Source organism: Leclercia sp. GHBNCSD (assembly GCF_055805075.1).
In genome coordinates, this window is sequence record NZ_JBQVYO010000001.1 from 940,169 (window position 1) to 959,485 (window position 19,317).

Consider the following 19,317-nt stretch of genomic DNA (forward strand, 5'->3'; position numbering starts at 1 on the left):
TGCTTGCCCTCTGACACTGAGAACGTTTTTCTGCCTTCACGCTAAATATTATCTTCCCGTTGCCGATAATGCCCCTTGATACCCTTAAGCCAAATTCAATGCCGCATTCGTGTGCGCAACGACAAGGAAGAGTGCAATGCCCAGTAAATCAATCAAGGCGATGATTCAGGAAATTAATAATAACGAAGCCGATGGTGGCGGGCTTTGGTTGCCAAATATTCAGCGACAGTTTGTCTGGAATACCGATCAAATAGCCCGCCTGTTCGACTCTGTCATGCGGCAATATCCCCTCTCCTCCCTGCTGTTCTGGAAAACCCGCGAAGAAATTAAGCACCGTAAATTTATAGAGAATTTCAACGACGGCAAGGTCGATTTAAAAGATCACTATCATCACGGCAAAACGAAGTCGAAATGGCTGGTTCTGGACGGCCAGCAGCGCTTACAAAGTTTTTATCTGGCGTTGAAAGGTAGCATTGACGGTAAAGTACTCCATTTCAATGTGCTGAGTGGTACATCGACAAGCAATGAAGAAATTCGCTATCAGTTTGAGTTTCAGGATGCCGCCACAAGCTCCTGGCCATGGATGGTCATGTCAGACATTGTCTACACCAAAAAATTACCCGAACAGATTCTCAGCCAGCGCATTGAAGAAGAAAAGCTGGAACTAAGCGCGAAAGAGCGAGAACAGGCGACAATCAATATTAGTCGTGCAGGTAAAGAGTTTAGTAATGAAGGTAAGTTGCTTTATCACGTGATTGACAGCAGCGAAGACGACAGCGAACTTGATTTTGACGATGTGGTTGAGGTCTTTATTCGGGCGAACTCAGGCGGTACAAGGTTAAGCAAATCAGATCTAATGTTTACGCTGCTCTCCACCGAGTGGTCTGACGCTGACGTTATCTTTGAAGACTTTCTGGAGAAGATTAATGATAACGGCCGCTTCAACTTCTCCCGCGATTTTCTGATTAAACTTAGCACCACGCTGCTGGGCTTTGGTGCCAAATATGATGTGGATAAACTGCGTGATGATAATGTGCGTAACCAGATCAGTGAAAACTGGCCAGCTATCGCCAAAGCGCTTATGTTTGTGAAAGATGAGATTGTCAGTAAAACCTATATTCGATCCGGCAAAGCACTCACCTCTTATAATGCACTGATTCCCTTAGTATATCTGCAATATCACTTCCCGGGGAAATTAGCGAGATCGCAAGCATTAAAGCAGTATCTGGTGCCTGCTCTGCTGAATGGCGTTTTTTCTGGTCAGCCAGATGGCATTATAGATAAGCTGGTAAAAGTGATCGACGACCAGGAGAGCTTCGATCTGAAAAAGATCCGTGCGGCGATCGTTTCGGCCAATCGTAGCCTGCATTTAACCGAAGAGCGCCTCTTCGGTTGGTGCGGCTACGGTAGCGGGCACATCCACCTGCTGTTTAACTTGTGGTATGGCGGAGAATACAAATCTTCAGGCTTTCAGCATGAACCGCAGATTGACCACATTTTTGCCCGTAGCCTGCTAAAAGAAGAGAAGATTTTAAATGAAGAAACTGGCCGTATGGTACGTGTCTACGAAAACTGGGAAATCGACCAGTTGGCGAACTGTATGCTGTTACCTGCCCATCAGAATGGCGCAGGCGACAAAGGAGCCCAGTCCCTCGATACATGGCTAAAAGATCAATCCCCGGAATTTTTGGATCTGCACTGTATCCCCCGCAGCCCCAGGACCTTATGGAAGCTGGAAAATTACCGGCGCTTTATTGAGAAACGCAAACAGTTGATCCAGGAACGTATCGCCGAAATGGGATTACTGGAGGACGAAGAGTAAGCAGTGTGGAAGGCGGTGGCATAATGCCGCCGCCATTTCAGTTTAAGGGGAAACAGGCATTCGAATGTCTAAGCGTATCAAGAACAGTGATTTAAATTCAGGAAGCAACGTTAGATCTGATTTTGTTCACGCCAACGCTTAACCATATCGGCAGTGACTTCTTTTTCGTAGCAAATCGGTGAATACCCTCCTGCTTTGCTCCACGCACTGCGTCTGCCGCATGCACTTCCATTTCTCGCCTGATTAAAAGGACAGGCACATACCCCAGGATACGAAGCGATTGATTCAGCAATAATCTTTTTTTTAACCGAAGTATCAGAGATCGCATTACCTTTTGCTACTGCATTACCCGCCATAAAAAAAGCACATGCAGTAAACATCATTATTAGTAATTTTTTATTTTTCATATTATTCAAGTTGCGATTATGTATTTAGCTAAAATAATTCACGCATATTTCAAAGAGTTTGATATAAAACAAGGTTATGTATAAATAAAATGAATTTATTGCAAATAAGATATTCTCATCACAAATTAAATTTACCTGCGCTCAAACATAGTTTGACGGTTATTCGCCGAGCCTGTTGCCGCTACTGCAAAATGATAACAAAAGAAAAATCCTGTACGCCTCTACCGACTCTCAGACGCTTATTGAACAGCTCTCCGCGGAGCTTGCAGCGATACCGGCAGCAGTGGAAAAGCCACTTTGGCCCCTATATCGGGCGCGACGAGGCCATCTGTTTTGCCAAACGGTTAACCGGCTAGCCCGGTTACACTCCCGGCAGGATCGCGTATCATCGCCCTTCGGATTGATGACTGATACTGCCTCCCATGAACCTCAATGTCCTCTGTTATCTCCTTTTGGCCCTGGTCGCTGCGGGCAGCGCCTTGTCCCCTCACCCTTTTGCGATGTGGTTTCTGCTCGCCAGCGCGCTGACGTTTATGATCTACGGCGCCGACAAAATCGCGGCCCGCAAAGCCTGGCGCCGGGTTCCGGAGTCGACCTTGCTGATCTGCGGGGTAGTCGGAGGGTGGCCGGGAGCGATCTTTGGCCAGCAGCTGTTTCGCCATAAAACCCAAAAGCAGCCTTTCAAAACCTGGTTTATGTTAAGCGTGATCCTCAACCTCGTGGTGCTGGTCCTGGCGGCATGGCGACTCCACTATTATTGAGAGGACGATGAATGCTAACGGCCTGAGATCATGGCGGAGTGCCTTGGTGAAAGAGGTGTACGCGAAGAGGGACATACTGCATCGGTGAAAGCGCGATTTTCATCGCATTATGCCAGGCTTTATGTTCATCAAAGAAAAGGGATCGCTCATTTGAAAAATGCGAAATACGACATGCCCCAACGTGATAACGGGTTCGTTGGCCTCGGGGACTATGCTGCTATCGGCGAAGGACGCTCGGTAGCGCTCATCGCCCCGGATGGCTCGATCGACTGGTGGGGCGCGCCCAATCTCGATTCCCCGCCTCTCTTCGACCGGTTACTGGATCCCAACATCGGTGGTTTTTTCAGCCTGACACCTGCGGATGAATACACCGTCTCGCGCGCCTATCGCGATGACAGCAACATTCTGGAAACTCGCTATAAGACGAAAGGCGGCACGGTTCTGTTAACCGAATCCATTAACAGTACTCTGGCGGGCCGCCTGCCCTGGAGTGAGCTGGCGCGCCGTCTGGAAGGCCTGCGCGGCACCGTGACGTTCAGGCTTCATCTGCGGTTCGGAACGATGATCGAAACCCGCTCGCCCTGGCGCTCCGATACCTTTAAGGGCAGCGTTTATCATATTGGCGACCTGATGGCGATGCTGCACACCAGTGAAAACGTGGTCATTACCCATGCCGATGATGAAGAGATCGAGGCGGAAATCGTCCTGAAGAAAGGGAGCCGGGAGGTGGTCGCCCTGCTGGTGACCCTGAATGAGCCGCTGGCGGTGCCGGACATCCAGGCGATTGATAATCGCATTGAGACCAGCCACACTGCCTGGCAGGACTGGGTGAAGGGGCTGAAATATGATGGCCTGTACAAAGATCACGTTATCCGCTCCGCGCTGGCGCTGAAGTTCCTCTGGTACTCTCCTACCGGCGCGCTGGCGGCGGCGGCCACCACCTCTCTGCCGGAGGGGCCCGGTGGCAGTAAAAACTATGATTACCGTTTTGCCTGGGTGCGCGATGCCTGCCTGATCATCAAAGCCTTTACCTATCTTGGCACCCTTGAAGAGTGTAAGGCGGCCTTCTCCTGGCTGTCGAAAACCATCATCAAACACGGCCCGGAGATGCGGGCCTGCTACACCCTCGACGGCGAGCTGGTGCCGGAAGAGAAGTACGCGGAGCTCCAGGGCTACCGGGATTCGCAGCCGGTACGCCTGGGCAATAATGCCCGAACCCAGCGCCAGCTGAGCATGTATGGCGATATGCTGGGGGTGGCAAAACTGTTCGTCGAGGCGGGCCATATTCTGGATACGGGCACGTCGCGCTTTTTAGGGCATCTTGCCAATCAGTGCGCCGATCGCTGGCGCATGAAGGATTCGGGGATCTGGGAACTGCCGGAAGAGCGGCACTATACCCACTCAAAAATGTCCTGCTGGCTGGCGCTGGACTGCGCCGTAGTACTGGCGGAGGGCAGCCATATCGAACCCACATGGAAAGCGCGCTGGGCGCGGGAGCGGGACAGGATCCGCGACTGGATTGAAGAGCACTGCTGGTCCGAAACCCATCAGTCTTACTGCTTTTACAGCGGCGATGGTGGACTGCTTGATGCGTCACTCACCCTGGTGTCACGCTACGGTGTGAAGGTCAACCCGAAGCGCATGAAGCTCACCTATGAGGCGATCTATCGCGAACTGGGCCATAACAGCGCAATGATCTACCGCTACAGCGGCGTTGAGCAGGAGGAGAGCACCTTTATCGCCTGCGCCTTCTGGCTGGCTGAAGCCTGGGCCTCCATGGGTGAACCGGCGCTGGCGGAAGCGAACATGGATGAAATTCTCAATACCCTGTGCCATCGCGGCAATGTCGAAACCTTTAATGAGATGTTCGATACCCGCACCGGCGAATGGGTTGGCAACATGCCCCAGGGGTTAAGCCATCTGGCGCTGATCTGCGCGGCGCAGGCCATCAGCGATCACCGGAAGGATAAATAGCGAGAGCGGAAGTGGTACGCCAGCGCGCTGGATAACAGTCTGTCATCATGCTTGTCTGTTCAAAAACAGACAAGCATGAAATGCCGTCACCAGGTGAGCACGCTTTTCAGTTAATTTTTGTTTTTCTTTTCCAGCGCTTCCCACAGCCCCATCAGGTAAGTGACACCCAATGCACGATCGTACAGACCGTAGCCCGGGCGGCCCTCTTCACCCCAGATAAAGCGGCCATGATCCGGACGGATATAGCCATCGAAACCGTTATCATGCAGAGCCTGCATAACGCGATACATATCCAGTGAACCATACCGGGAAGGATGAGCAGACTCGTAGAAGTCTTTATCCTTAATTAACTTCATATTACGCACATGGGCAAAATGGAGACGCTTACGGCGGGTGAATTCGGCCAGAATTTCGTACACGTCATTGTCCGGATCTTCAGCAATAGAGCCGGTACACAGCGTTATCCCATTAGAGGGGGAGTCAACCGCATCGCAAATCATTGCCAGATCGGTGTAATTTTTCACCACTCGCGGCAGTCCGAAAATAGAGTACGGAGGATCATCGGGATGGATCGCCATTTTCACGCCAACTTCTTCACAAACAGGAATAATTTCACGCAGAAAGTAAAACAGGTTTTCACGCAGCTTGTCGTCATCCACGCCGTTATAGCGAGCAAATAATTCCTGCACTTTTGCCAGACGCTCCGGTTCCCATCCTGGCAACGCGAAACCATTCGAATTATCCAGAACCTCCTTCACCACCTCCTCCAGGGTCTTATCTATCCCCTGTTTTTCGAATGCCATGGTCAGGGAGCCATCCGGAAGGCGGTAGTTCATGTCTGTTTTCATCCAGTCAAAGACCGGCATGAAGTTATAACAGATAACCTTTACGCCAAAACCCGCCAGATTACGGATGGTTTGTTTGTAGTTCTCAATGTAACGGTCGCGCTCGGGGGTGCCGATTTTGATGTCATCGTGGATGTTGACACTTTCGATCACCTCCATCGTTAACCCTGCGGCATGAGCCTGCTCTACCAGAGCCTTAATTTTTTCCACCGGCCAGATCTCTCCGGGCGCAACGTCATACAATGCCCCCACGACACCCTCAACCCCGGGCACCTGTCGAATATACTCAAGGGGAATTTTATCCTCCTGAGGCCCAAACCAGCGCATTGTCATCTGCATTTTGCTTCCACCTTTGTCGTTACGTTTTCGCGTTCTGAATAAGTACCATACTAGTATGAAAAAGCATATTCAGTAATTTTTATGAGATCAAGCCTCGCCGGAAAAATAACGTCTCTTTTACCCTGCAACGCGGTGGAAGCCTGCCTCCCCGTTAGAAGAAATAACCCTTGCAGGAAAGGTTGTTATTTTGTGAAAGATTTTAATAAGAAAAGCATTATGTAATATATATTCTGCTATTTACATTCAGAAATGCACAAATAAACACAACCCTCTCCAAAAAGAACAAATAAATAACATTTGATGACTATGATATGAGTCACACTTTTTTATTTATACTTGTATGGTAGTAGACTTGTAATCCGTGAGAGGTTTAATGTTTATGGCATAAAACATGCGCCGTTGGCCTGCTTCGGCCAAAAAGGGCGGTGTTTAGGTTATAAAAAACTGCGCTCACGGAGACTTTATGTCACTGATTAATAATATCTTTATGATCAACAACATCACAGGGCAGAAGCTATATTCTGAACTGGCAAAATCGCTACCCATTATTGATTATCATTGTCATCTTGATGCAAAAGCGATATGGGAAAATAAACCCTTTACCGATATGACTCAGCTATGGCTGGAGGGCGATCATTACAAATGGCGTGCCATGCGCGCGAATGGGATCCCTGAACGGAAAATTACCGGTAATGCCAGTGCGGAAGAAAAATTCGAAGCCTGGGCGCAAACCGTTGAAGCCAGTTTTGGCAATCCGCTTTACCACTGGACCCATCTCGAACTGAAGCACTATTTTAATATCGACGACACCCTCAACAGCAAAAACTGGCATGAAATTATGCGCCGCTGTAATGAACAGTTACGTGGCAGTGATTTTTTACCCCAGGCATTAATTCGCCGCTCTAACGTTGAAGCGCTGTGCACTACCGATGGCCCGCTTGACGATCTGCACTACCATCAGCAACTGGCAGCGCAGAGCGATTTTGCCACTCTCGTCCTGCCCACCTTCCGCCCGGATGAACTGTTCGATACGGACCCGGATCGCTTCCTGACCTTTGTCGAACGGCTGGCGCAGAAAACAGACATATCGATCGCGTCACTCGAACACTTCCTGGCTGCACTGGCGTCACGCATTGATTTCTTCCACTCCGTGGGCTGCCGAATTTCCGATCACGGGCCGCTGGCAGTGCACTATTGCTGTCTCGATGAAACCGCGCAAGCCGCGCTGTTCCAACGCCGACTGGCGGGTGAAACGCTGACGGAAAATGAACGCCAGGCGTGGGATAGCCTCATTTTTGTCGCGCTTGCCAGAATGTACAAACAGCGCGGCTGGGCGATGCAGATTCACTTCGGTGCGATCCGTAACAACAACATGCCGATGTTCCGCAAAGTCGGCATTAACAGCGGTTTTGATTCAATTGGCGATCAGCCCCATCTCGCCGGGAGCCTGAACGCCCTGCTCAATGCCATGGCTGAAAACGACGGTCTGCCAAAAACGATCCTCTATAACCTTAACGCCAGCTACAACGACGTGGTCGCCTCCACCCTCGCCAATTTCCAGAGCGGTGAAGAGGGCGTGAAGTCCCCGCTGCAATTTGGTTCCGGCTGGTGGTTTAACGATACGCGCCGCGGCATGGTTAGCCAGCTTAACACCCTGGCCGATCAGGGTTTACTGGCCAATTTTATCGGCATGCTCACCGACTCCCGCAGCTTCGTCTCCTATACCCGTCACGATTACTTCCGCCGGATCCTCTGCAATCTGATTGGCGGCTGGGTAGAGAGAGGGGAAGTCCCGAAAGATGAAGCGATCCTTGCTTCCATGATTCGCGGCATCTGTGTTGAAAACGCACGCCGCTATTTTTGTTTTGCTCAAGCCTGAGGCAGGAATAACCTATGTCGCTTAAGAAGAGAAAAGTCACTATTCCTGTCAGTATCGGCTATGGTCTGACAGATATCATGGGTGGCGGGGCTTTTACCGTTATTGGTGCCTGGCTGCTTTTCTTCTATACCACCTTTGTCGGTCTGTCGCCGATTGAAGCAGCCTCTATCGTCGCTATCGCCCGTATTGTCGACGCGATCGTCAGCCTGTTTATGGGCAGTTTTACGGATCATTTTTATAAAAATTACCTGGGCAAAAAATTTGGTCGCCGGCGGTTCTTTCTGCTGATCGGTGCGCCGCTGATGCTGGTTTATATTCTGCTCTGGCTGAACGGGATGAATTTCTGGTTCTATCTCGCCGTCTATCTGGCCTTTGAAATCATTGCTGCAATGGTGCTGATCCCATGGGAAACGCTGCCGTCGGAAATGACTAAAGACTTCAACGACCGTACCAAACTTTCCACCTGCCGTATGTTCCTGTCAGCCTCCGGAACGTTCCTCGCGACCTTTATTCCAGGCCTGCTGATTGGCTGGCTGGGCGATCACAATGCCGATGCTTATCTGATCAACGGCGTGGTGTTTGCCGTGCTGTTCACCGTCTGCGTGTTTATCTCCTGGAAAGTTACATGGGAACGAGAATTAACCCCAGAAATGCTGGCAGAAATGGAAAAAGCGCCACAGGCAAAAACAGCCGCTGAGCAACTCGCCGCCGTAGGCAACCTGTTTAAGGAGTACGCTTCAACGCTGAAGGTTCGCGCGTTCCGTAAACACCTCGCCATCTATCTTTTCTCCTTTACCGCCAAGGATGTTTACAACACGGTTTTCGTCTTCTTCTGCGTATACTGTCTGAGCGTTTCCTCCTCGCTGGCGGGCTCCCTGCTCTCCATGAGCATCGTCGGGTTGCCGGTTACGCTGGCGGCAGGCGTGGCAATCATCAAATATGGCCCGTCACGTCTTTATGTCTTTGCTTACTCTGTCATGCTGCTCTGTCTCGGCGGGTTCTTTCTGGTCTATCAGTTCCCGACAGACCACAAAGTGATGCTGCTGGTGATCCTCGCCGGGGTTTATCAGGTGGGCCGCTGCGTGCTGGAATTTACCCCGTGGAACGTCTTCCCGTTTATTCCGGATATCGACGAAATGATCACGCGTCAGCGTCGTGAAGGGCTGTTTGCGGCGGTAATGACCTTCTCCCGTAAGACTACGGTCGCCATTGCGACCTTTGCGGTGGGTCTGTTCCTGCAGAGCGGCGGCTTCGTGAAAGGGAGCCAGGTTCAGCCACAGGAAGCCATCAATACCATCGCCCTGCTGCTGTTTGTGGGTACCGCCGGTCTGCTGATTATTGCCCTGTGGCAGGCGCTCACCTTCCATCTGAACAAGCGCACGCACAAGATCTTTGTAGATGAAATTGAACGCCTGAAGGCACATGGCCGCAAACAGGATGTCACGCCCGAGGCTCGCCATGTCGTGGAAGACCTCACGGGCTATTCCTATGACGAGCTGTGGAATCCCGTGTCCGCAGAGTATGTAGCCCCTGCGACGCCCGGTTCCGCGCTGAACGGCTAACCCCCGTCGGCAGCAGGCTTTGCCCCGCCCGCTGCCGACCCTTTCCTGCCCTGTTTAACCCCCTGCTGGATTTAAGAATAATCCCACCAACATCGCCGTCTATGCTTAACGTTTAAAAAAAGACGACAACGTCGCGCCCTCTTTGACCGTTATTTCCCCTTTGCATACCGGAGGCCTGGCATGAGCAACCAAGGCGAATACCCCGAAGATGGTGAGTTCGGGAAGCACGAACAACACGATTTTAGCCTGTCCCGACGGGACCTTTTAAAAGCCAGCGCCGCAGCAGCGGCGACCGCGGCGGTCTATCCCTGTTCCGCCCTGGCCGAGGGCGAACCCGCCGTCACACCCGCACCGGAGAAAATGCCGGTAACGTTTCGCGTCAATGGCGAGGCGCAGCAGCTGGAGGTGGATACCCGCACCACCCTGCTGGATGCCCTGCGCGAGAACCTGCACCTGACCGGCACCAAAAAAGGCTGCGATCACGGACAGTGCGGCGCCTGCACCGTCATCGTTGACGGGCGCAGGATCAATTCCTGCCTCACCCTGGCCGTGATGCACCAGAACGCCGATATCACTACCATCGAGGGGCTGGGCACTCCTGACAATCTGCACCCTATGCAGGCGGCGTTTGTTAAACACGATAGCTATCAGTGCGGCTACTGTACGCCGGGGCAAATTTGCTCTTCGGTGGCGGTGCTGAAAGAGATTGAAGAGGGCATCCCCAGCCATGTGACCCTCGATCTGGTCTCTCCTCCCGAAATGAATGCCCAGGAGATCCGCGAGCGCATGAGCGGCAACATCTGCCGCTGCGGCGCATACGCCAACATACTCGCTGCCATTGAGGATGTCGCCGGAGGGGAAAAATCATGAAAGCCTTCACCTATGAGCGGGTAAAAACCCCAGCTGAAGCCGCCGCCAGCGCCCAGCGCACACCTGGCGCCAAATTTATCGCGGGCGGCACCAATCTGCTGGATCTGATGAAGCTGGAAATCGAGACCCCTGGGCATCTGATCGACGTAAACGGCCTGGGGCTGGATAAGATTGATGCCACTGACGAGGGGGGGCTGCGCATCGGCGCCCTGGTGCGTAACACCGATCTGGCTGCAGATGAGCGCGTGCGCCGCGACTATGCCGTGCTCTCCAGAGCGCTGCTGGCCGGGGCATCTGGTCAGTTGCGCAACCAGGCCACCACGGCGGGCAATCTTCTGCAGCGCACGCGATGCCCCTACTTTTACGATACGAACCAACCCTGCAATAAACGCCTTCCCGGCAGCGGTTGCGCGGCGCTGGAAGGTTTTAGTCGTCAGCATGCGGTCGTCGGGGGGAGCGAAGCCTGCATTGCCACCCATCCCGGCGATATGCCCGTCGCGATGCGCCTGCTGGACGCGGTGGTAGAAACCATCAATGCAGATGGAAAAACGCGCAACATCCCCCTCGCCGATTTCTATCGTGCGCCGGGAAAAACGCCCCATATTGAGACCGTGCTGACGCCCGGCGAGCTGATTACCGCCGTCACCCTGCCGCCGCCCGTGGGCGGGCAACACATCTACCGTAAGGTTCGCGATCGCGCCTCCTACGCCTTTGCGCTGGTCTCGGTGGCTGCGATTGTCCAGCCCGATGGCACCGGCCGCGTCGCGCTGGGCGGTGTCGCCCATAAACCCTGGCGGATGGCGCAGGCCGATGCGCAACTCCCCCAGGGGGCACAGGCGGTGTATGACGCGCTGTTTGCCGACGCGCATCCGACGGCTGAAAACAGGTTCAAACTTACCCTGGCGAAGCGAACGCTTGCCTCCGTGCTGACAGAAGCGAGGGCTCAGGTATGAAATTTGAGAAACCGGCAGGGGAAAACCCAATCGATCGGTTACAGGTGGTTGGACAGCCCCATGACCGTATCGACGGCCCGCTAAAAACCACCGGCAAGGCGCACTATGCCTACGAATGGCACGACACCGCGCCCAATGCGGCCTATGGCTATGTGGTCGGATCGGCGATTGCCAAAGGCGAGATTGCCGCCATCGACACCCTGGCCGCGAAAAACGCGCCAGGCGTGCTGACGGTCGTCACGGCCAGCAGTGCTGGCGAGCTCGGCAAAGGCGAGAGAAATACGGCCACTCTGCTGGGCGGCCCGAAAATAGAGCACTACCATCAGGCCGTTGCGCTGGTGGTGGCAGAGACGTTCGAGCAGGCCCGGGCCGCGGCGTCGCTGGTGCAGGTCCAGTACCGCCGTGAAAAGGGCGCCTGGTCGCTGGCAGAGGAAAAACCCGCCGTCAACGAGCCCCCGGAGAAGACCCCTGACAAAAACGTCGGCGATGTTGACGCCGCCTTTGCCGCCGCCGAGGTGAAGATAGATGTGACCTATACCACCCCCGATCAGAGCCATATGGCGATGGAGCCGCATGCCTCTATGGCGGTCTGGGACGGCGACAAGGTGACCGTCTGGACCTCCAATCAGATGGTCGCCTGGTGCCGCACCGATCTGGCGGCGACGCTGAAGATCCCCGAGGAGAACGTGCGCATCATCTCCCCCTATATCGGCGGAGGCTTTGGCGGCAAGCTGTTCCTTAGGAGCGATGCGCTGCTGGCCGCGCTGGCGGCCCGCACCCTGAAGCGCCCTGTAAAGGTCATGCTGTCGCGCCCGACAATTCCCAACAACACCACTCACCGCCCGGCGACCATCCAGCATATTCGCATCGGGACCGACAAGGCGGGCAAGATTACCGCCATCGCCCATGACAGCTGGTCCGGCAATCTGCCCGGCGGCACGCCGGAGACGGCGGTGCAGCAGACCGAACTGCTTTATGCGGGCGCCAATCGTCATACCGGCCTGCGGCTGGCAAAACTGGATCTGCCCGAGGGCAACGCCATGCGCGCCCCCGGCGAAGCGCCGGGCATGATGGCGCTTGAGATCGCCATTGATGAGATGGCGGAGAAAGCGGGCATCGATCCTGTCGAATTTCGCATTCTCAATGATACTCAGGTCGATCCGGCCGATCCCAACCGCCCTTTCTCCCGCCGTCAGCTTATCGAGTGCCTGCGTACCGGCGCCGAAGAGTTCGGCTGGAAGCAGCGCAACGCAAAGCCCGGCCAGGTCCGCGACGGACGCTGGCTGGTGGGCTACGGCATGGCGGCCGGTTTTCGCAATAACCTGTTAGAAAAATCGGGTGCCCGGGTACATCTGGACGCGGACGGAAACGTGACGGTGGAAACCGACATGACGGACATCGGCACCGGGAGCTATACCATCATTGCCCAGACGGCGGCAGAGATGCTGGGCGTGCCGCTGGACAAGGTGACGGTGCATCTCGGTGATTCGAACTTCCCGGTATCGGCCGGTTCAGGCGGCCAGTGGGGGGCGAACACCTCCACTTCGGGGGTTTACGCCGCCTGCGTGAAGTTACGCCATACCATTGCCACGAACCTCGGTTTTGATCCGGACCAGGCGCAGTTCAGCGACGGGAAGATCGTTCTTGATACCCGCAGCGCGGACATTCGCGAGGCCGCAGCCAACGGCACGCTGACCGCCGAAGACAATATCGAGTTTGGCGATCTGGATAAACAGTATCAGCAGTCGACCTTTGCCGGTCACTTTATCGAAGTGGCGGTCGATATGGCGACAGGTGAAGTCCGGGTCCGCCGCATGCTGGCGGTCTGTGCCGCAGGCCGGATCCTCAACCCGAAAACCGCCCGCAGCCAGGTAATTGGCGCGATGACCATGGGGCTCGGCGCGGCGCTGATGGAAGAGCTGGCGGTGGATACCCGTCTTGGCTACTTCGTTAATCACGATATGGCGGCGTATGAAGTCCCGGTCCATGCCGATATCCCGGAACAGAAGGTGATTTTCCTCGACGATACCGACCCCATCTCCTCGCCGATGAAGGCCAAAGGGGTGGGTGAACTGGGGCTGTGTGGCGTCGGGGCGGCCATCGCCAATGCGATCTATAACGCCACGGGGGTGCGGGTGCGGGAGTATCCCATCACCCTGGATAAACTGATCGATGCGCTACCCGATGTGGTGTAAGGAGAGAGCATGCTGCAAGGCGCTGCGCTGAGTGAACAGATTATCCCCGAGCAGGCTTTTGCTACCGACGACAGCGTGGCGGTGCTGCGCTTCGCGGCGGAGGCGTTTACGGCAGGCATGGCGGTGGCGCTGGTGACCCTGGTGGAGATCCGCGGCGGCGCAGCAAGGCCGCTGGGGGCGCAGATGGCCGTTCGCGAGGACGGGCTCTATTGCGGCTATGTCTCCGGCGGCTGCGTGGAGGCCGCTGCCGCGTACGAGGCACTGGAGACCCTCGCCTGCGGCACGGACCGTCAGGTGAAGTATGGCGAGGGATCGCCGTGGTTCGATATTGTGCTCCCCTGCGGCGGCGGGATCACGCTGAACATCCATAAAGTGCGCACGGTACAGCCGCTGCTGGCGGTGCTGAACAGCCTCGCCCAGCGTAAACCGGTGGGACTGCATTACCTCCCCTCTTCCCAATCATTGCAGTCGGCGCCCTGGACACCCAGGACAGGCTGGAAGGACGATCGCTTCGAGCAGGGCTATCGCCCCTGCCCGCGGCTACTGATCTATGGCGGGTCGGTGGAGGCGCAGGCGACAGCCAATGTGGCGCAGGCGGCGGGATACGAGGTGTATTGCAATCCCCCCACGGTTGAGCTGATGGATGCGGACACGGCGGTGATTTTGCTCTGGCACGATCAGCACAAGGAGCTGCCGGTGTTACAGGCCGCGCTGGGAGCGGCGCCGTTTTATATCGGTGCCCTTGGCAGCCAGCGCACCCACCAGCGGCGGGTGGGCAAACTGCGTGAGCTGGGCTGGAAAGATGCGGATATCGCGCGGATTAAGGCCCCGATTGGCATCTTCCCCCAGGCGCGGGATGCTAACACGCTGGCGCTGTCGGTGGTGGCGGACGTGGCGGCGGTAAGGGCCCACACGCGGTGATCCACCAGGATCTGGCGTCAAATGCTGCTGGTCGTGAGCGGCGAATAAGCATGGCGGGAATGCCAGTGACCACCCGTCATCCTGTCGTATGCGGCGGCATAACCAGGGTACCGGCCTTACTGCTTTCTGGTGCTGGCGCGAACTTGTAACGTTGAGGGTAATTCGATGGCTTTATCTGTCGATTTGCCAGCCAGTAGATCAAGCAACGTTTTCCCTGCGACCGTTCCCGTCTCACTCCATGGGAATTCAACCGCCGTCAGCGCCGGGGAACAGACTGCGGCAAGGGTCCCCCCGCTCAGGCTTGCCAGAGCCAGGGCGTCAGGCACTTTTTGCCCTGCACCGTGGCAGGCCATAATGCAGCCGCAGGCAATTTCATCAGAGGTGCAAATCAGCGCATCCAGCTCTGGCCAGGTAATACGAATATCGCCCAGCAGGTTTAAACCGGTCGTAATACCTGCGGGCAGATGAGAAGTCACCACACGGTGGGGCGAGTGGTTAACGGAGAGCATGGCGCTGTTCCAGCCGCTCAGTACCTGGCGAAACATAATGTTATTGGACGCCGTGCAAAGCAGGCCGATATTCTTATATCCGGCCTGCACAAGCGATGTGACCAGCTTTTTGATGGCAGCAGCATAGTCAACGCCAATACTGACCCAGCTCGCATCGCGATTGATGGCACCAATTTCAACCACCGGCACGCCGGTGTTACTGATCATTTGCGAACAACTGCTGATGTTATCAATGTTGAACTGAACAATCGCCGCCGGGTTATAGGCGAGCATTTGCGCAAAAGCGCGCTCTTCGCTCTGCCCTCCCTGACTGGACTCAATAAACATCATGCTATAGCCCTGAGTCGCGAGCACGGTCTGCAGGGTTTCGGAGACGGCAAGAAAGCCCGGAGAAGAAAATGAGGGCACCACGCCCATCACCAGGCTGGAGTCAGCGGAGGCGAGGCTACGGGCCTGGAGATTGGGCACATAGCCCAGCTCACTCACTGCCGCTTCGATGCGGTTACGGAGTTCAGGATTCACTTTTTCAGGCATACGTAACGCGCGCGACACGGTCATCGTGCTAACGCCGACCAGTTTTGCAACTTCAGCGAGCGTAATTTTACCGGTGTTTTTCCTGCGTTTTTCTCTCGCGCTATCGTCCGCTTCTAACGTCTGCACTGATCTCCTCCTTTCGCCTGACTGGGCAACCATTGTAAATGATGTTTAGCGTTTTTCGCATTGCCCAACTGCAAAGTAATTACAAGTATCGATAATAAAGTTAGCGGTAACAAGGATTTTAACATTATTGCCATGTTAGCGCTAACTTTGCGATACAGATCACGGTAAGCCGCGAAGTCATTCCACTATAGTAAGTTCACTTTCAACGCTATCGGGGTATTTATGATTACAACCTGGCTACCTGTAGAAAATATCCAGATCGTGGATTCAGTCAGCGACTGGAAACAGGCCATTAGGTTATCGGCTCAGCCCTTATTAGCGAAAGAGACGATTACCGAAGAATATGTTGAAGCCATTTTTAAGAGCCATCAGGAGCTGGGTCCTTATTATGTATTAGCTCCCGGCCTGGCGATGCCACATGCTCGCCCGGAGCAAGGGGCGATTAAAAACGGACTGTCGCTTTTACATATTAAACAAGGGGTTTCTTTTAACGCCGACGAGAATGACCCTATTTATGTTGTGATTATGTTGTGTGCACTTTCAGGAGATGAGCATATCAATATGATTACCGCCCTGGCGGAGATTTTTAGCAATGATGAACGACTCTCAGCACTGCTGAAAGCATCAACATTGGAAACAATTCAAACTGTTATCAACGGATAAAGAGGTGAAGATGAAAAAGGTTCTGATTGTTTGCGGTAACGGTTTAGGCAGCAGTTTTATCGTCGAAATGAACGTAAAAAAAATAATTAAAGAGCTGAATAAAGAAGCAGAGGTTTCTCATACCGATCTGACTTCGGCAAAAAGTGAAACTGCCGATATTATTCTTAGCGCTAAGGATATTGCCGAACATCTTTCCAGCCATTCTGCCCAGGTCTTTGGCTTATCTAACCTGCTGGATAACAATAAAATCAAAGAAATTCTTTCCGAAAATCTCTGATTAATTATTTGCGGCCTTACGGAGTTATTCTATGCTGCAGTTTATTATTCATGATGTGTTGGGCACACCAGCAATCCTGGTCGGTCTCTTTTCCCTGATCGGCTTATTATTGCAGAAAAAAGCTTTTTCCGATGTTATTTCCGGAACCCTCAAAACCATTATGGGTTTTGTGATATTAACATCCGGAGCGGCGATTATCGCCACGACATTAACGACCTTTAGCCAGCTGTTTGAGCACTCATTCCATATTCAGGGAGTAGTGCCCAATACGGATGCTATGGCGGCGCTGGCCCAGAAAAACTACGGTACCGCAACGGCAATGATCATGGTCCTGGGGATGTTGTTTAACATTGTCCTGGCCCGTATTACACCGCTGAAGTACATCTTCCTGACGGGACACCACACGCTCTATATGTCGGCGATGCTGGCCGTTATCCTCTCAGTCGGCGGTCTGTCACCCCTGTGGGTGGTGCTGGTGGGAGCGGTGATCCTCGGCATCATGATGGTGGTCTCGCCGGCCATTCTGCAGCCGTTCACACGCAAAATAACTGGTACTGATGACCTGGCACTGGGACACTTTGGTTCAACTGGCTATCTGCTGTCGGCGCTGGTGGGAAAAGCGATCGGTAAGGGCAGCCCGTCGATTGAAGAGCTGAAGGTACCGAAATCACTGAACTTCCTGCGTGACTCCTCGGTCGCCATCTCGCTGACGATGATGATCCTGTTCGTGATTCTGGTGCTGGTAGCAGGCAAAGAGTTTGTCGAAACCAGTATCAGCGGTGGTCAGAACTTTATCATCTTCGCCATTATCCAGTCGCTGACCTTCGCGGCAGGCGTGTGGATCATCCTGGCGGGCGTGCGCATGATTATTGCCGAAATTGTTCCGGCCTTTAAAGGCATCGCCGACAAACTGGTGAAAGACGCCAAACCGGCTCTCGACTGCCCTACCGTCTTTCCATTCGCTCCAAACGCGGTGATCGTCGGATTCCTGTCAAGCTTTGCCGCCGGTCTGGTGAGTATGTTCCTGTGCCCGCTCTTTGGTTTAAGCGTCATCGTTCCTGGCCTGGTGCCGCACTTCTTCTGCGGCGCGACGGCGGGCGTTTACGGCAACATCTGCGGAGGTCGCCGCGGCGCGGTGGTGGGTGCATTTGCTCACGGTCTGCTGATTTCATTTTTGCCGGCGATTTTGCTGCCTTTGATGGGCGACCTTGGCTTTGCATCCACCACCTTTGGCGATGCGGACTTCGGGGTGGTTGGCATCATTCTTGGGCATGTCGTATCACTGTTTAACTAATTGATTCTTTTGGAGGTAAGTATGGCGGCTAAATTTTCGCCCTCGTTAATGTGTATGGATTTAACGCAATTCAGAGAACAAATTACGGCAATGAACGGGCGGGCGGATTTTTATCACGTTGATATTATGGATGGCAGCTATGTGAAAAATATTACGCTGTCACCGTTCTTTATCGAAAACCTGAAGAAAATCACCGATGTGCCAATCGATGTGCACCTGATGGTGAACCACCCGGAAGATATTATTCCGATGTGTATTGATGCAGGGGCCGATATTATCAGCTTCCATCCGGAGACGGCGAATAACAAAATATTCCGTCTGCTGAACCAGATTAAAGATGCGGGCCGTCGCTGTGGCGTGGTGTTGAACCCGGCTACCCCGGCTGATGCCATTAAAGAGTACGCGCATCTGCTGGACAAAGTGACCGTCATGTCGGTTGATCCAGGCTACGCCGGGCAGAAGTTTATTCCGGAATCACTCAACAAAATCAGAGAATTGATTGCGATGCGTGAAGCACATGGTTACCACTATCTGACCGAGATTGACGGCTCCTGCAACGAGAAAACCTTTAATGTAATTGCTCAGTCCGGTGTTGACGTCTTTATTGTCGGGACCTCTGGCCTGTTCTCCCTGGCGGATAATGTGAGTGATGCCTGGGATAAAATGGTCGATATTTACCAGCGCGAAGTCGCTGCCTGAAAATTGCAGTGCGCTCAGCCGTATTAAGCCATCGCGCAGGATAAAGGTCTTTTTAACCGGTCTGTCTCTTTATCCGCGCTCCTGATTAGTACGGTTGAGGGCGCTGTACCTTTTAGCACATAGTTGCCAAAGCAAGAAGCATTTTGTATCCCCACTTATATCAATGCTTTTTTATTATCGAAGGTGAATTATGGATATTTCGGAAGTTCTTAACGTCAAAAATATCAAGTTAAGCATGAGTGCGAGAAGTAAGGAAGATGCCATTGAAGAATTAACGGATTTACTGGTGCAGGATGGCGCGGTCATTAATAAAGATGAATTTATTCGGGATGTCTGGCTGCGCGAGGAGCAGGGATCAACGGGATTCGAAAATCATATTGCGATCCCGCACGGTAAATCCTCGGCTGTCGCCCATACGGCATTGGCTATTGGGCGTACCCAACACGACATTCCCTGGGAAACGATGGATGGGAGCGATGTCCGCTGTATTATTTTATTTGCTGTTCGTCTGGCAGATCAGAATACCACTCACATCCGTTTATTATCACATGTCTCAGGCTCATTAGCCGACGAGGATATTATCGCTAAGTTGCTGGTAGAAACTGATCCTCAGAAGCTCATTGAGCTATTAAATTCAGAAGCTGAAGACCAGACCGTTTAATTCCGGAAATTATTACCTCTGCCATT

General features: G+C 53.6%; 17 protein-coding genes. 14 read left to right on the forward strand and 3 right to left on the reverse strand.

All coding sequences use genetic code 11. The features are described 5' to 3' along the window. The first annotated feature begins 136 nt into the window (after positions 1-136). Positions 137-1,822 carry a DUF262 domain-containing protein gene (locus ACT3IC_RS04565; protein ID WP_156653967.1) on the forward strand — a complete coding sequence of 562 codons (1,686 nt, stop codon included), beginning with the start codon at positions 137-139 and terminating at the stop codon, positions 1,820-1,822. Between the two features lie 110 nt (positions 1,823-1,932). Here the strand turns inward: ACT3IC_RS04565 and ACT3IC_RS04570 are convergent, their stop codons facing one another. Continuing rightward, positions 1,933-2,205: a hypothetical protein gene (locus ACT3IC_RS04570; RefSeq protein WP_103181033.1), complete on the reverse strand. Its 273-nt coding sequence runs from the start codon at positions 2,203-2,205 to the stop codon at positions 1,933-1,935. Positions 2,206-2,651: 446 nt separating this feature from the next. On the opposite strand from ACT3IC_RS04570, the gene ACT3IC_RS04575 reads away from it, so the two are divergent. Both ACT3IC_RS04575 and ACT3IC_RS04580 read left to right on the forward strand, forming a co-directional pair. Continuing rightward, positions 2,652-2,990 (forward strand): DUF1294 domain-containing protein, encoded by a 339-nt coding sequence (locus ACT3IC_RS04575; protein WP_103178406.1) that lies wholly within the window; start codon positions 2,652-2,654, stop codon positions 2,988-2,990. 150 nt (positions 2,991-3,140) lie between these two features. Continuing rightward, positions 3,141-4,964 (forward strand): glycoside hydrolase family 15 protein, encoded by a 1,824-nt coding sequence (locus ACT3IC_RS04580; protein WP_420193620.1) that lies wholly within the window; start codon positions 3,141-3,143, stop codon positions 4,962-4,964. A gap of 110 nt (positions 4,965-5,074) precedes the next feature. Here the strand turns inward: ACT3IC_RS04580 and uxuA are convergent, their stop codons facing one another. Next, positions 5,075-6,148 (reverse strand): mannonate dehydratase, encoded by a 1,074-nt coding sequence (uxuA, locus tag ACT3IC_RS04585; protein ID WP_473476376.1) that lies wholly within the window; start codon positions 6,146-6,148, stop codon positions 5,075-5,077. A 463-nt stretch (positions 6,149-6,611) separates the two neighbouring features. Here uxuA and uxaC point away from each other — a divergent pair, with 463 nt between their 5' ends. The 6 genes from uxaC (at position 6,612) to ACT3IC_RS04615 (ending at position 14,528) form a co-directional block, all read left to right on the forward strand. Further along, positions 6,612-8,027: a glucuronate isomerase gene (gene uxaC / locus ACT3IC_RS04590; protein WP_473476379.1), complete on the forward strand. Its 1,416-nt coding sequence runs from the start codon at positions 6,612-6,614 to the stop codon at positions 8,025-8,027. Positions 8,028-8,041: 14 nt separating this feature from the next. Continuing rightward, positions 8,042-9,589, forward strand: a complete 1,548-nt coding sequence (locus ACT3IC_RS04595; RefSeq protein ID WP_159339684.1) for an MFS transporter — start codon at positions 8,042-8,044, stop codon at positions 9,587-9,589. 180 nt (positions 9,590-9,769) lie between these two features. Beyond that, the gene (gene paoA, locus ACT3IC_RS04600; protein WP_159339683.1) at positions 9,770-10,459 is read left to right on the forward strand and encodes an aldehyde dehydrogenase iron-sulfur subunit PaoA; all 690 of its coding nucleotides are present in this window, start codon (positions 9,770-9,772) and stop codon (positions 10,457-10,459) included. Beyond that, complete coding sequence (locus tag ACT3IC_RS04605; protein WP_156653962.1) at positions 10,456-11,412, forward strand: FAD binding domain-containing protein; 957 nt, start codon at positions 10,456-10,458, stop codon at positions 11,410-11,412. Before paoA ends, ACT3IC_RS04605 begins: the two co-directional genes overlap by 4 nt. After that, complete coding sequence (gene paoC / locus ACT3IC_RS04610) at positions 11,409-13,607, forward strand: aldehyde oxidoreductase molybdenum-binding subunit PaoC (protein WP_420193618.1); 2,199 nt, start codon at positions 11,409-11,411, stop codon at positions 13,605-13,607. Before ACT3IC_RS04605 ends, paoC begins: the two co-directional genes overlap by 4 nt. A 9-nt stretch (positions 13,608-13,616) precedes the next feature. After that, positions 13,617-14,528 carry an XdhC family protein gene (locus ACT3IC_RS04615; RefSeq protein ID WP_103178399.1) on the forward strand — a complete coding sequence of 304 codons (912 nt, stop codon included), beginning with the start codon at positions 13,617-13,619 and terminating at the stop codon, positions 14,526-14,528. Positions 14,529-14,644: 116 nt separating this feature from the next. Here the strand turns inward: ACT3IC_RS04615 and ACT3IC_RS04620 are convergent, their stop codons facing one another. Further along, on the reverse strand, positions 14,645-15,697 hold the full coding sequence (locus ACT3IC_RS04620; protein WP_103178398.1) for a LacI family DNA-binding transcriptional regulator: 1,053 nt from the start codon (positions 15,695-15,697) through the stop codon (positions 14,645-14,647). Between the two features lie 222 nt (positions 15,698-15,919). On the opposite strand from ACT3IC_RS04620, the gene ACT3IC_RS04625 reads away from it, so the two are divergent. The 5 genes from ACT3IC_RS04625 to ACT3IC_RS04645 all read left to right on the forward strand — a co-directional run bounded on the left by ACT3IC_RS04625 (position 15,920) and on the right by ACT3IC_RS04645 (position 19,291). After that, positions 15,920-16,360, forward strand: a complete 441-nt coding sequence (locus ACT3IC_RS04625; RefSeq protein ID WP_103178397.1) for a PTS sugar transporter subunit IIA — start codon at positions 15,920-15,922, stop codon at positions 16,358-16,360. A 10-nt stretch (positions 16,361-16,370) separates the two neighbouring features. After that, complete coding sequence (locus tag ACT3IC_RS04630) at positions 16,371-16,637, forward strand: PTS sugar transporter subunit IIB (RefSeq protein ID WP_103178396.1); 267 nt, start codon at positions 16,371-16,373, stop codon at positions 16,635-16,637. Between the two features lie 31 nt (positions 16,638-16,668). Then, on the forward strand, positions 16,669-17,931 hold the full coding sequence (locus ACT3IC_RS04635) for a PTS ascorbate transporter subunit IIC (RefSeq protein ID WP_103178395.1): 1,263 nt from the start codon (positions 16,669-16,671) through the stop codon (positions 17,929-17,931). A gap of 21 nt (positions 17,932-17,952) precedes the next feature. Then, entirely contained in the window at positions 17,953-18,630 is a 678-nt protein-coding gene (gene alsE / locus ACT3IC_RS04640) for a D-allulose 6-phosphate 3-epimerase (protein ID WP_103178394.1), read from the forward strand. Between the two features lie 190 nt (positions 18,631-18,820). Then, on the forward strand, positions 18,821-19,291 hold the full coding sequence (locus ACT3IC_RS04645; RefSeq protein WP_214421643.1) for a PTS sugar transporter subunit IIA: 471 nt from the start codon (positions 18,821-18,823) through the stop codon (positions 19,289-19,291). Positions 19,292-19,317 lie beyond the last annotated feature (26 nt).

What these genes read in the sequence shown, in the direction of transcription:
- ACT3IC_RS04565 (WP_156653967.1), top strand. Translation starts at nt 137, where the DNA reads ATGCCCAGTAAATCAATCAAGGCGATGATTCAGGAAATTAATAATAAC.
- ACT3IC_RS04570 (WP_103181033.1), bottom strand. Translation starts at nt 2,205, where the DNA reads ATGATGTTTACTGCATGTGCTTTTTTTATGGCGGGTAATGCAGTAGCA.
- ACT3IC_RS04575 (WP_103178406.1), top strand. Translation starts at nt 2,652, where the DNA reads ATGAACCTCAATGTCCTCTGTTATCTCCTTTTGGCCCTGGTCGCTGCG.
- uxuA (WP_473476376.1), bottom strand. Translation starts at nt 6,148, where the DNA reads ATGCAGATGACAATGCGCTGGTTTGGGCCTCAGGAGGATAAAATTCCC.
- uxaC (WP_473476379.1), top strand. Translation starts at nt 6,612, where the DNA reads ATGTCACTGATTAATAATATCTTTATGATCAACAACATCACAGGGCAG.
- ACT3IC_RS04595 (WP_159339684.1), top strand. Translation starts at nt 8,042, where the DNA reads ATGTCGCTTAAGAAGAGAAAAGTCACTATTCCTGTCAGTATCGGCTAT.
- paoA (WP_159339683.1), top strand. Translation starts at nt 9,770, where the DNA reads ATGAGCAACCAAGGCGAATACCCCGAAGATGGTGAGTTCGGGAAGCAC.
- ACT3IC_RS04605 (WP_156653962.1), top strand. Translation starts at nt 10,456, where the DNA reads ATGAAAGCCTTCACCTATGAGCGGGTAAAAACCCCAGCTGAAGCCGCC.
- paoC (WP_420193618.1), top strand. Translation starts at nt 11,409, where the DNA reads ATGAAATTTGAGAAACCGGCAGGGGAAAACCCAATCGATCGGTTACAG.
- ACT3IC_RS04615 (WP_103178399.1), top strand. Translation starts at nt 13,617, where the DNA reads ATGCTGCAAGGCGCTGCGCTGAGTGAACAGATTATCCCCGAGCAGGCT.
- ACT3IC_RS04625 (WP_103178397.1), top strand. Translation starts at nt 15,920, where the DNA reads ATGATTACAACCTGGCTACCTGTAGAAAATATCCAGATCGTGGATTCA.
- ACT3IC_RS04630 (WP_103178396.1), top strand. Translation starts at nt 16,371, where the DNA reads ATGAAAAAGGTTCTGATTGTTTGCGGTAACGGTTTAGGCAGCAGTTTT.
- ACT3IC_RS04635 (WP_103178395.1), top strand. Translation starts at nt 16,669, where the DNA reads ATGCTGCAGTTTATTATTCATGATGTGTTGGGCACACCAGCAATCCTG.
- alsE (WP_103178394.1), top strand. Translation starts at nt 17,953, where the DNA reads ATGGCGGCTAAATTTTCGCCCTCGTTAATGTGTATGGATTTAACGCAA.
- ACT3IC_RS04645 (WP_214421643.1), top strand. Translation starts at nt 18,821, where the DNA reads ATGGATATTTCGGAAGTTCTTAACGTCAAAAATATCAAGTTAAGCATG.